We start from the raw sequence: 11,875 nt of genomic DNA, 5'->3' as shown, positions 1-11,875 counted from the left end.
CCCTTCGCTCAACCCGCCTCGGCGGCGAGTAGTTGCCCGAATGCCAGGCCGCCGTCATTGGGCGGTAGCCGATGAACGGTCAAGACTTCGAATCCGTTGTCCGACAACAAACCACGCGTCGCCGACAGCAGCAGCGCGTTCTGGAACACGCCGCCGGTCAGCACGACCGGGGTGGCCGCGGTGGCGTAATCGGCCGCGAGGTCGAGGACCAGCCGCGCGACCGCGTCGTGGAATCGCGCCGCGATGATCCCGACCGGGACGCCCGCTCGCACATCACCGATCACGGCGCTGATCACCGGGGCGGCGTCGAACACCGACGGACCCTCCCCGGCGCCATCGGGCCGCGCGAAGCGGTAACGCACGGGCCCCGGATCCACCCCGCGCGCATGCCATTCCAGTTCGATCGCGGCCTGCGCCTCGTAGTCGACCTCGAACCGGACGCCGGCCAGTGCCGCGACGGCGTCGAACAGCCGGCCCATGCTCGACGTCGGCGTGCTGCCCAGTCCGGTATCCAACTGGTGGGCTAGTACGGCGCGCTCGGCGGGCGGGCACGCGCGCACCGCGGGCAGGTCCTCGGTCCATTCGATTCCGGCGGCCCGCAGGTGCGCCAGCGCCATGCGGTAGGGGCGGCGCACGCTCACGTCGCCGCCGGCCAGCGGCACGTAGCGCAGGTGCGCCAGCCGCCGGTAGCCCTTGTATCCGGCCGCCAGCACCTCGCCGCCCCAGATCGCGCCGTCGGGCCCGAATCCGGTGCCGTCGAACGCGATTCCGAGGACGGAGGCGGACGGGTCGAGGCCGTGCTCGCCCATGACGGACGCGATGTGCGCGTGATGGTGCTGCACGGTGCGCACCGGCCGCTCGCCCGCCTGTTCCCGGGCCCACGCGGTGGAACGGTAGCGCGGGTGGGCGTCGGCGGCCAGCACCACCGGTCGCACGCCGGTCAGCTCCTCGAGATGCTGTTCGGCGTCGGTGAAGGCGCGCAGCGTCGCCAGATCGTCCATATCGCCGATGTGCTGGCTGAGCCAGGCATAGCGGCCGTCGCCGACCGCGCAGGTGTTCTTGAGATCCGCGCCCACCGCGAGCGTGGGCTGCACCGGCAGCGGCAGGGCCAGGGGCAGCGGGGCGAAGCCACGGGACCGTCGCAGCGGCAGTTCCAGGCCGTCGACCACCCGCAGCACCGAATCGTCGCAGGGCACCAGGATGGGTCGGTCGTGCGCGAGCCAGGCGTCCGCCAGACCCGTCAGCCGCGTCCGGGCGTCGGCGTCGTCGTAGCAGATGGGTTCGCCGCCGAGGTTCGCCGAGGTCATGACGAGCACCCGAGGGCCGGGCGGGTCACCGGGCAGGCCGAACAGCAGCAGGTGCAGCGGCGTGTACCCAAGCATCACACCGAGATCGGGGTTGCGTGGGGCCACCGCTGGCGCGATGGCGAATCCCGGTGCACGCCCACGGGTTTCATCGTCGGCACGTGGCAGCAGCACGATAGGCCTGGCGGGCCCGGTCAGCAGCCGGGCCGCGGTCTCGTCGATCTCGGTGATCCGCCGTGCCGTCTCCAGATCCGCCGTCATGACGGCGAACGGCTTGTCCCCGCGGCGTTTCCGCCGGCGCAGCTCGGCGACCGCCGCCTCGTTCCCGGCGTCGCAGGCCAGGTGGTATCCGCCGATCCCCTTGACGGCGAGAATTCCGCCGTCGCGCAACAGTTGTCGCGCGGCGGTGACAGGATCACCGTCGCCCGGGCCGGTGTAGGACAGCCGGGGACCGCAGTCGGGGCAGGCGATGGGCTGCGCGTGGAAGCGACGGTCTGCGGGATCGGCGTATTCGCGGGCGCAGCGCGCGCACATCGGGAATCCGGCCATGCTGGTGCGGTCGCGGTCGTAGGGCAGGCTCGCGATGATGGTGAACCGGGGACCACAGTTGGTGCAGTTCACGAACGGGTGCCGGTAGCGCCGGTTGCCCGGATCGCAGAGATCGGCGACGCACTCGGCGCAGATCGCCACATCGGGTGAGGCCAGGGTGCGCCCGGTCCCGTCCCGGCTGGTCGCGGCGATGTGGAAGCCGGTGCCGCCGCGCACCGGAAGCTCGTCACACTCGACGGATTCGACGACCGCCAGCGGCGGCGGATCCGACCGCATCCGCCGCACGAATTCCGCCAGATCCGCTGTCGCGCCCTCGATCTCGACGATCACGCCGCAGCTGTCGTTGGAGACCGATCCGGTCAGCGACAGTTCGGCGGCGGTGGTGTAGACGAACGGCCGAAAGCCGACGCCCTGCACCACGCCGCGGACCACCACGCGGCGGCGGCCGCGCCCGGCGCTCACGGCGCGTCTCCCTGGCGCAGCAGCCGCAGCCCGTCGAGGGCCGCGGCGGCGCCGGCCGCGTCGGTCTTCTCCACCGCGAGGCCCATGTGAATGATCACCCAGTCGCCGGGCCGGACCGGATCCTGGTCCAGCAGGCCGACATTCACCTTCCGGTGTGCGCCGGACACGTCGACGAGCGCGATCTGGTCGTGGTAGCCGTCGAGAATCTCCACGACCTGGCCGGGAATTCCGAGGCACACGGCTCTCACACCTCCTGCCGGGCGAGTAGTTCGGCCAGTACGTCGCCGACCGCGGCGACCGCGTCGGGCACGGCGGCGGCGACCGGGTCGGTCAGTCCCATGCGCTCGTCGACCGAGCCCACCTGACAGCCCACCACGACCGTCGGCGGCACCGTGCCGCCGAGTGCGCGCACGGTCTCGAACACGGCCTCGGGGTGCATGGCGTGACCGTCGAACGCGGCAGCGCCGCTGCCGGACTCGGCGCGGAAGACCTCCACCCGGCCCGGTTCGCCGCGGTCGGGGATGGCATCCACCAGCACCAGCGCATCCCATCCGTCGAGCAGGTCGTAGGCCAGGTGCAGGCCTCGGATGCCGTAGTCGGTGACACGCACGGCCGGGTCCCGATCCGGCGGCAGCCGCCGGATCACTTCGGGTCCGAACCCGTCGTCGCCGAGGAAGATATTGCCGATCCCGGCGACCAGCAGACGTGGCGTGTGATCACCCGCTCACATATGCCGGATCCGGAAGTATCTGCGGATATCGGGGATGGACAGCACGCCCACCGCGACCGCGCCCAGCGCGACCACCGCGACGATCGCCGTCGCGACCATTCCTACCGTTGCCATCTCGGGCCCTTCCTTTCATTCGGGCGAGCCGTCCAGCGGCTCGATCTCGTCGGGGGCGAAATACAGGTAGCGCCCATACCATTCGTGCAGTTCGGCCGCGGGGTCGTCCTCGGCGACCACGCCGACGTGCACGCCACCGTCCACGTCCTCGTGCACGGTGACCACCCTGGCGGTGCGCCCGGCATAGAACAGGTCCTGCGCGTCGGCGCGGCGCCCGGGATGCAACCGCACCCGGCTGCCCTTGCGCACCAGCACCCCGGCCACCGCCACCGCGTCGGTGTCGGGCGCGACGGCGCTGTCGGCCAGCGGATCCCACCAGTCGACGCCGTCCTCGAGGGCGGGCAGCACCCGCGGGGACGGGTCCTCCCGCAGCACTCCGTGCAGGGCTTCCTGCCGCTCGGCGTCGAGGCGCTCGCAGCGATCGATGATCTCGGCGGCGAGCGGGTCGGTGGCGCGCGCCTCGCGCTTCTCGTCGTCGGTCATGGTCAGCACCCGCAACGCGAGGATCTCGTCGATCTCGGTGGAGTCGAACAGCGGGCCCTGGCTCTGCGGGGCGATCTCGGGATGGTCGTAGAGGATGATCGGGGAGACCAGCAGCAACTCCTGCTGCCCGGGCGGTCCCGCCAGCACCGGGAAACAGCGGTGCTGGCAACAGCTTTCGACAACCGCGGCAGCGTCGGGCGGCGGATCGGTGAGCGAATGGAACCGTCCGCCGTCGAGCTCGAGGATCAAGTGCGCGCCCAGTAGCGAGCGGGCCAGCGCGTCATCGGGGTCGGTGGCGGCCGCGCCGGTGTTGCGCACGACGATGCTCACCCGCCGGTAGCCGTCGATAACGTCGACCGACAGTTCGAGTTCGCCGCGCAACGGTTCCCGGGTGCGGAGCAGCGAACCGACCACACCGCCGGCGTCGTCGCTGATCGCCTCGCTCTCCTCGGCGCCGGGGATCGTGAACGGAAACACGCTGTGCGCCAGCGGGATCGGGCCGATGTCGTGCTCCTGTTCGACGGCCTCGTCCCAGCTCAGCCAGGACCGCCCGGCGGTATGCAACTCCGCGACGGGCGTGCCGTCCGGGCTCCGGACCGTGCGCCGCTGCCGGTGCAGGAACCGCACCGCGACGCTGATCCGCGCCGACTCACCGGCCGTGACCGGGAACTGGGTCGCGAGCTCGGAGTCCTCGCCCAGCCCGTCGGCGGCCGCCCGCTCGGGTCCGAGCACACCGAACTGCCAGCGGCACACGTTCTTCCGGGCGCTCGCCCGGTAGGGGTACAGCAGGTATCCCTCGTAGAGCACCGCATCGGCCACCGCGCGCGCCGCCGCCCGGGCGGCGATATCGGCGCTCATCACGCGCCTCCCGCCGCGAGCAGGTCGCGCACCGCCTGGTCGTAGCCGAGCAGGCCGCGACCGGATTTGAAGGCGGACAGCGCATCGAGCGTCTCGCGCGACAATCGCACCCAGCCCGAGTCCGGGAAGTGGGCGGCCATCAGATCCCGCCACACCGACACCGGCATGTTGAACCGGTCGTCGCGGTCCCACGGCACCTGCTGCACCGCGAAACCGGTGGCGCCCCGGATGAACACGGTGCCGCTGAACAGGAACGACAGCGGTACGGTGCCGTCGCGCAGCGCGTGCAGATACTTCGAACCCGCGACCTCGAGGTCGTAGGTGCACAGCATCGGCAGATCCACCTCGGTGCCGCCGCTGGTGAAGCCGGGAACCATGGTCGCGCAATGCATCCACAGGAACGAGCGCTGGGTGTCGGCCCAGCGTTCCCGGGGACCGAACAGATCGGTCAGGCCCGCGCCCTCCTCGTCGGTGTAGGAGCGTCGGTTCGGGTCGATGCGCACCTGGGCGCGCAGGGCGATGGCGTGCACCGGCTCCTCGGACAGCGCGGCGATGCCGATCCGCGCCGACAGTGTCGGCGTCACGGCATACGGTTCGGGCCGGATGCCCAGCACCGCGAAGGTGATCGAATACGCCGGGCTCACGACGCGCCTCCCGCGACCCGGGCCCGGGCGGTCATGGCGGCCAGGAAGTCCTCGATGTAGCGGCGGGCCTCCTGCCCGCCGTCGAATCCGCGCCACAGCAACCGCATCCGCCCCACGAATTCGTAGCAGGCGTCGATCGGCAACAACAGACAGGTCGGGGAGCCACCGTGCTCGGGCAGGTGGATCAGCACCGCCTCGACATCGTCGTCGGCCTGGGCGAGCTCGGGATGGCGATCCAGGATCGCGTTCCACTGGTCCAGCGGCAGTTCGGATTCGGTGGCGCCGGCCGGACCGGGATAGAACGCCACCGTGCGCCCGAGCGCGGAGTTGCGGAAAAAGAAGGCCAGGCCGACCGGAATCTGCAGGGCATCCCACTCCCCCGGGCCGATGCCCACCCCTGGAAAGGCCAGGCAGCGATCCGGGACCGCCCGATAGCGCAGGTTCGCGGTGCGGTCGGTGAACAGCAGATAGCAGGCCCGGCAGACGCACATGAGTTGCCTGCCTTCGATATTCACGACATGGCTGTGCGTGTCGGCGATGCCCTCGCCGCACATCTCACACCGCTCCCCCGCCGGCGCCGGGGCGGGCGGGGACGTCGCGAGCCTGCGCAGCACGCCGAAAGCGGGATTCATCCGGCCGCCTCCATCGGCATCGCCACCTGTGGCGTACCCGAGCGGATCAGGACCGGCAGCGGTTCCAGATGCCCGTCGCCGTCCAGGCGGGCGCCCGCGTGCACGACGTCGAAGTGCGCCCGGCAGACCGGACAGCGCAGCACGGCCGCGCCCGTCCCGAATCCGGCCCGGCGATGCAGCGCCGCTCCCGCCATCGAATTCCCGCACGACGCACAGTGATCGCGGTAGACGAACAAGTCGTCGCCGACCCTGCAGGCCAGCACGGCCGCACCCGCCACCGCGAAACCACCCACCTCACCGGCGCCCAGCTGCGCCAGTTCGGGCGCCCCGATCCAGTGCCCGCCGTGCTCGCCGTTGCTGTGGATGCGGGCCAGCAGCGACTCCGCCGGGATCACCCCGGCATTCGAATCCGGTTCGGCCGCCACCACTTCGATGGTCTCGATCTCCGGCGCGGCGGCGCGCACCGCATCCTCCACGGCCAGCTCCAGGGTCACCGAGGAGGACGGGCAACTGCGGCAGCTGCCGGAGAACGCCAGTCGCAGCACGCCGCCGGCCACCTCCACCACCGCCACGTCACCGCCGTGCGAGCCCAGGTACGGGCGGACCCCGTCCAGCGCCGTGCGCACCCGGGTGAGCGTGTCGTGCGGGTGCAGTCCGTGGACCAGCAGCAGGCTGGCGATCAGGTCGTCGGCCGCCAGCCGCTCGACGGCCTCGGGCTCGAGCAGCCCGACGACCCGTTCGAGCCCGGCGCCGTAGAGCCCGACGATCTCGCCGACCAGCGCCTCCGCGCGCTCACGCGCCACCGGCCCGGCGGCGGAGAGGGCACTCAGCAGCGTGTCGATCCGCTCGCCGGCCTCGCGCCCGCGATCGGTGTCGGCGGTCGGAGCGCGGTGGTTCTCGGGTCGGTCGTTCACCGCGCTCGCCTCCCGGTATCGGCGCGACCGCTATTCAGCGGTCAGCGCCTGGGTGGGTGAGTGGAGCAGGTCCAAGGACTTGCCGCCACCCAGATACATGTGCACACCGCAGGGCAAGCAGGGATCGAAACTGCGGACGGTGCGCATGATGTCGATGCCCTTGAAGTGCTCCCGATCGTTCTCCTCGAAGATCGGCTGTCCCTGTACGGCGTCCTCGTACGGTCCCGGGGTTCCGAAACTGTCGCGCGGGCTGGCGTTCCAGGGTGTCGGCGGATACGGATGGTAGTTGGCGATCTTGCCGTCCCGGATCACCATGTGGTGCGACAGCACGCCGCGCACGGCCTCGGTGAAACCGCAGCCGATGCTCTCGTCGGGCACCTCGAACGACTCCCAGGTCTTGGTCCGGCCGGCCCGGATCTCCTCGAGCGCCTTCTCCGCGAAGTGCAGCGCGCACGCCGCGGCGTAGGCCTGGAAGTAGGTGCGGGCGCGATTGCGCTCGATGGTGTTGCTGCCGAAAGCCGGTATCGTCCACTCGAATTCGACCGGTCCCTGCAACGCGGTCTTGGGCAGATTGATCTGCACGCTGTGGCCGGTGGACTTCACGTAGCCGATGTCGACCAGCCCCGCCAGGGCGGTGGACCACAGTCGGGCCAGCGGGCCGCCGCCGGTGTCGAGCGCGAGATGATCCTTGCCGTCGAACCAGCGTGGCGACATCACCCAGCTGTACTTGTCCTCCAGGTCGCGCTTCTGCGGGCTGGGATTGGTGTGCTGATTCCAGGGATGGCGGCGGTCCACCGGATTGCCCAGCGGATCGGTCGAGACGAACATCTCCTGGTCGGTCCAGTCCTCGTAATACGAACTGCCCAAAAGGATTCGGAGACCGAGATTGATGTCCACCAGCGAGTGGGTGACCAGCTTGCCGTCCACCACGACGCCGGGGGTCACGAACATCGCGTTGCCCCAGTTCTCCATGTCCTTGTAGGCGAAGTTGCACACCTCCGGATCCTGGAACGAGCCCCAGCAGCCCAGCAGCGTGCGCCGCAGGCCGACCCGGTTGTAGCCGGGCAGCGCCGCGTAGAAGAAGTCGAACAGGTCGTCGTGCATTGGCACGACCTTCTTCATGAACTCGACGTAGCGCATGAGCCGGGTCATGTAGTCGGTCATCAGCTGGATGGTGGCGACCGTGCCGACCCCGCCGGGATACAGCGTCGACGGGTGCACGTGCCGGCCCTCCATGAGGCAGAACATCTCTCGCGTGTAGCGGCTGACCTGCAGCGCCTCGCGATAGAAGTCGCCGGTGAAGGGGTTGAGCGCGCGCATGATGTCGGCGACGGTGCGGTAGCCGTGCGCCTGGGCGTGCGGCGCCTCGGTCTTCTCGGCCAACGCGAGCACGCCCGGGTTGGTCTCGGACACCATCTTCTCGCAGAAGTCCACGCCGACCAGGTTCTCCTGGAAGATGTTGTGATCGAACATGTACTCGGCGGCCTCGCCCAGATTGACGATCCACTCGCCCAGATGCGGCGGCTTCACCCCGTAGGCCATGTTCTGGCAGTAGCACGAACAGGTCGCGTGGTTGTCGCCGCAGATGCCGCAGATACGGCTGGTGATGAAGTGCGCGTCACGAGGATCCTTGCCGCGCAGGAAGATCGAGTAGCCGCGGAAGATCGAGGAGGTGCTGTGGCACTCCACCACCTCCTGATTCGCGAAATCGATCTTGGTGTAGATGCCCAGACTGCCGACGATGCGGGTGATCGGATCCCAGGCCATCTCGACGAGGGAATCCGGTTCGATCCGGCGGTGCGAGGGCTCGGGAATGATCTCGGTCATCGGATTGCCTTCCCTACCAGGTCCGGACCGCGCCGGAATCCAGCTTGTCGCCCTTGTGCCGCCAGCTCGGCTCCTTGTCCACGGTGCGGCCGGTGATGTGCCGCAGACTGCGAATCACCGAGCCGTACAAACCCGACGCGGTGGAGGAGAACTTGCCGCCCGGCGGCGGGTCCATGAAGGGCATGAACTTGTCCGGGAATCCGGGCATGGTGCAACCAATGCAGATACCGCCCACATTCGGGCAGCCGCCCACGCCGTTGATCCAACCGCGTTTGGGCACATTGCATTTCACGACCGGGCCCCAGCAACCCAATTTCACGATGCATTTCGGCGAACCGTATTCGGTGGCGAAATCACCTTGCTCGTAGTAGCCCGCGCGGTCGCACCCCTCGTGCACCGTCGCGCCGAACAGCCATTTGGGGCGCAGCACCTCGTCGAGCGGGATCATCGGGGCCTGGCCGGTGGCCATGTAGAGCAGGTAGGTCAGGGTCTCGGAGAGATTGTCGGGCTGGATCGGGCAACCCGGCACGCACACGATGGGGATGCCGGCCTTGCTCTTCCACTCCCAGCCCAGGTAGTCGGGGACGCCCATGGCGCCGGTCGGATTGCCGGCCATGGCGTGAATGCCGCCGTAGGTCGCACACGTGCCGACCGCGACCACCGCGGTCGCCTTCGGCGCCAGCCGATCGAGCCATTCGCTGGTGGTCATGGGCTGGTTGGTCTCGGGATTGTTGCCGAACCCGCACCAATAGCCCTCGGCGTGCAAAGCCTCGTTCGGGATCGACCCCTCGACGACCAGGACGAAGGGCTCGAGCTCGCCCCGATCGGCTTTGAAGAACCATTCGAGGAAGTCGTCGGCTCCCCCGGTCGGGCCACATTCGTAATCGATGAGTGGCCAATGTACGGCGATCTTGGGCAGACCAGGCAGGGAGCCGAGCGCTATCTCCTCGATACTGGGCTGGGTGGCGGCAGTCAGGGCCACCGAATCGCCATCGCAACTGAGTCCCGCGTTGATCCAGAGAACGTGGATCAGCGTCTGCTCCGCATCGACTGCTTCTTTAGTCGGCATGAAAGGTGCCACCCTTCGAAGCGAAGTGCCAGCGTTCGGACGTTGCCGTTATCTCGAAAACGACCGACCAGGATGTGAGCCTGATCACGTCAGTCTATGCGCGGCCAGAGGACGCCTCAAGAGTTCACGGCACCGGCACGCGCTGCGCGGACAGCCACTCGTACCACTGCGGCAGACCCGCCCCGGTCGACGCCGAGATCTCCAGGATCCGGACTCCGGGATTCACCGATCGTGCGAGTTCTGCGAAGCGATCCGGGTCGAAATCGACGTAGGGCAACAGGTCGATCTTGTTGATCAGCACCAGGGTCGCCACCGAGAACATGTGCGGATACTTCAGCGGTTTGTCGGTGCCCTCGGTCACCGAGATCACCACCACCTTGCCGCTCTCGCCCAGGTCGAACAGCGCCGGGCACACCAGGTTCCCGACGTTCTCGATGAACAACAGGCTTCCGGGCTCCGGCGCGAGCAGGTCGAGGGCCCGCCTGGTCATCGACGCGTCCAGGTGGCAGCCCGCACCGGTATTGATCTGCGCGACCTTGCATCCGGTGGCCATGATCCGCTCGGCGTCGAGCAGGGTCTCCTGATCCCCCTCGATCACCGCGATCGGGCCCGCATCGAGTTCACCGATGGTGCGCACCAGCAGCGTGGTCTTGCCGGCGCCGGGCGAGCTGGTCATATTGAAGGCGAGGATGCCGCGCTCGCGCAGCCATTCCCGGTTCTCCTGCGCCAAGCTGTCGTTCTTGGCCAGCACCTTCTGCTCGAGCGACAGCGTCTCGGTGACCGGCAGGTGGATGTGGTCCACGCCGTGTTCGTGGTCCGCGTGGTCGTGACCGTGGGGCCCATGGTCGTGATGGGCGTGATCGTGATCCTCGCCGGGGCCATGGGTATGCGGAATGGTGATCAGTCCGGCCGTCTCGCCGCCGCATCCGCAGGTAGCACACATGGGTCGCTCACCTCCATCGATCGTATTCGCAACTCCCGGCCGGCGGTCACCTCGACATCCGCACTGCCGCAAGGGCACAGCAACACCGGGTCGGGCAGGGTGAAGTCGCTGCCACAGGTCCGGCACCGGGCCGTGCCGGAGATGATTCGAATGTCGAGGAACGCGCCCTCCGCCACCGTCCCCTCGGCGGCCACCTCGAAGCAGAAACGCATGGCATCGGGCACGATCGCACACAGCGCACCGACCTCGAGGGTGACGCCGTGCACCTTGCGACCGGCCGCGTGTTCGCCGATCGCATCGATGACACTCTGGGTGATCGCCATCTCGTGCATACGCACTCGCCTCGTCGAAAGGACCCCCTCAACCTACGCCCCGCCACGATCATTCGCTGAGGCCCGAGTCTCAGCGAGCTCTCAGCGATCGGATGCAAGACTCCGCAGAGCTTCCACTCCAGCCGTTGAGAAGGGATCGGGCATGGCCACCGCGCCGGCGCGCAGCGACTACAAGCTTCCTCAGATCACCGCATTGTTCTGGATACTCAAGATCGCCGCGACGACACTGGGCGAAACCGGTGGCGACCTGCTGGCACAGACCCTGCACCTCGGGTACGCCGCGGCGTCGATACTGTTTCTCGCCATCTTCGCGGTGAGCCTGCTGGCTCAACTGCGGGCGCGGCGCTTCCATCCCGCCCTGTACTGGACGGTCATCGCGGCGACCTCCACCGCCGGTACGACGATCTCCGATCTGCTCAACCGCGGCCCAGGATCGGACACCTCCACCGACGGCGGTCTCGGCTACGGCGCCGGCGCCGCCATCCTGATCACGGGCCTGGCGATCGTTTTCGCGATCTGGAAGCTCACCGGGCAGACCTACGACGTCGCCGGCATCACCGGCTTCCGCGCCGAAATCCTGTACTGGACAGCGATTCTGCTGTCCAACACGCTGGGCACCTCACTCGGCGACTACCTCTCCGACAGCTCGGGGCTCGGCTACACCGGCGGCGCGATCCTCATCGCCGCGGTGATGATCGCGCTGCTGGCCGCCCACTACCTCACCCCGATCTCCGGGGTCCTGCTGTTCTGGCTCGCCTTCATCCTCACCCGCCCGCTAGGCGCCACGGTCGGCGATCTGCTGTCCAAATCGCACGAGAAGGGCGGGCTCGGATTCGGCACCTACGGCACGACCGCAGCGCTGCTCGCCATCCTCGTCGCCGGAATCATCTACAGCCACAACAGGACCCGGCAGACGATCCCGTCGAGTCGGCGCTCGGCGGTTCTCGACAACGTCTAGACGGGGCCTACGGAATCACCATGAGGTTGTTTCAACACGGGCAAACAGGGAAGAGC

Annotated in this window: 13 protein-coding genes; 1 reads left to right on the top strand and 12 read right to left on the bottom strand. The window is 68.7% G+C overall.

Annotated features, from left to right (window positions below; translation table 11 throughout):
* Window positions 1-8: 8 nt before the first annotated feature.
* The 12 genes from hypF to hypA form a co-directional block, all read right to left on the bottom strand.
* Window positions 9-2,315: a carbamoyltransferase HypF gene (gene hypF, locus ACYVKL_RS27380; RefSeq protein ID WP_379166013.1), complete on the bottom strand. Its 2,307-nt coding sequence runs from the start codon at window positions 2,313-2,315 to the stop codon at window positions 9-11.
* Entirely contained in the window at window positions 2,312-2,554 is a 243-nt protein-coding gene (locus ACYVKL_RS27375; protein WP_213555245.1) for a HypC/HybG/HupF family hydrogenase formation chaperone, read from the bottom strand. The genes hypF and ACYVKL_RS27375 overlap by 4 nt, the downstream gene beginning before the upstream one ends.
* 5 nt (window positions 2,555-2,559) lie before the next feature.
* Window positions 2,560-3,018 carry a hydrogenase maturation protease gene (locus ACYVKL_RS27370; RefSeq protein WP_379166671.1) on the bottom strand — a complete coding sequence of 153 codons (459 nt, stop codon included), beginning with the start codon at window positions 3,016-3,018 and terminating at the stop codon, window positions 2,560-2,562.
* Window positions 3,019-3,039: 21 nt separating this feature from the next.
* Window positions 3,040-3,159 carry a DUF6893 family small protein gene (locus ACYVKL_RS27365; RefSeq protein WP_379166011.1) on the bottom strand — a complete coding sequence of 40 codons (120 nt, stop codon included), beginning with the start codon at window positions 3,157-3,159 and terminating at the stop codon, window positions 3,040-3,042.
* A gap of 15 nt (window positions 3,160-3,174) precedes the next feature.
* On the bottom strand, window positions 3,175-4,500 hold the full coding sequence (locus ACYVKL_RS27360) for a hypothetical protein (RefSeq protein WP_379166010.1): 1,326 nt from the start codon (window positions 4,498-4,500) through the stop codon (window positions 3,175-3,177).
* Window positions 4,500-5,144 carry a DUF6084 family protein gene (locus tag ACYVKL_RS27355; RefSeq protein WP_357196366.1) on the bottom strand — a complete coding sequence of 215 codons (645 nt, stop codon included), beginning with the start codon at window positions 5,142-5,144 and terminating at the stop codon, window positions 4,500-4,502. Before ACYVKL_RS27355 ends, ACYVKL_RS27360 begins: the two co-directional genes overlap by 1 nt.
* On the bottom strand, window positions 5,141-5,776 hold the full coding sequence (locus tag ACYVKL_RS27350; RefSeq protein ID WP_379166008.1) for a DUF5947 family protein: 636 nt from the start codon (window positions 5,774-5,776) through the stop codon (window positions 5,141-5,143). Before ACYVKL_RS27350 ends, ACYVKL_RS27355 begins: the two co-directional genes overlap by 4 nt.
* Entirely contained in the window at window positions 5,773-6,690 is a 918-nt protein-coding gene (locus ACYVKL_RS27345; RefSeq protein ID WP_379166007.1) for a NifU family protein, read from the bottom strand. Before ACYVKL_RS27345 ends, ACYVKL_RS27350 begins: the two co-directional genes overlap by 4 nt.
* Before the next feature lie 30 nt (window positions 6,691-6,720).
* Window positions 6,721-8,517 (bottom strand): nickel-dependent hydrogenase large subunit, encoded by a 1,797-nt coding sequence (locus ACYVKL_RS27340; protein ID WP_379166006.1) that lies wholly within the window; start codon window positions 8,515-8,517, stop codon window positions 6,721-6,723.
* 13 nt (window positions 8,518-8,530) lie between these two features.
* Window positions 8,531-9,586: an NADH-quinone oxidoreductase subunit B family protein gene (locus ACYVKL_RS27335; protein ID WP_379166005.1), complete on the bottom strand. Its 1,056-nt coding sequence runs from the start codon at window positions 9,584-9,586 to the stop codon at window positions 8,531-8,533.
* A 124-nt stretch (window positions 9,587-9,710) separates the two neighbouring features.
* Complete coding sequence (gene hypB / locus ACYVKL_RS27330) at window positions 9,711-10,529, bottom strand: hydrogenase nickel incorporation protein HypB (RefSeq protein WP_379166004.1); 819 nt, start codon at window positions 10,527-10,529, stop codon at window positions 9,711-9,713.
* Window positions 10,487-10,861, bottom strand: a complete 375-nt coding sequence (hypA, locus tag ACYVKL_RS27325) for a hydrogenase maturation nickel metallochaperone HypA (RefSeq protein WP_357196350.1) — start codon at window positions 10,859-10,861, stop codon at window positions 10,487-10,489. The genes hypB and hypA overlap by 43 nt, the downstream gene beginning before the upstream one ends.
* A 142-nt stretch (window positions 10,862-11,003) precedes the next feature.
* On the opposite strand from hypA, the gene ACYVKL_RS27320 reads away from it, so the two are divergent.
* Complete coding sequence (locus ACYVKL_RS27320; RefSeq protein WP_379166003.1) at window positions 11,004-11,819, top strand: COG4705 family protein; 816 nt, start codon at window positions 11,004-11,006, stop codon at window positions 11,817-11,819.
* Window positions 11,820-11,875 lie beyond the last annotated feature (56 nt).

Source organism: Nocardia tengchongensis (assembly GCF_054781395.1).
The sequence above is the reverse complement of the archived record's forward strand: the minus strand, read 5'-3'. Positions and strand labels throughout refer to the sequence as shown.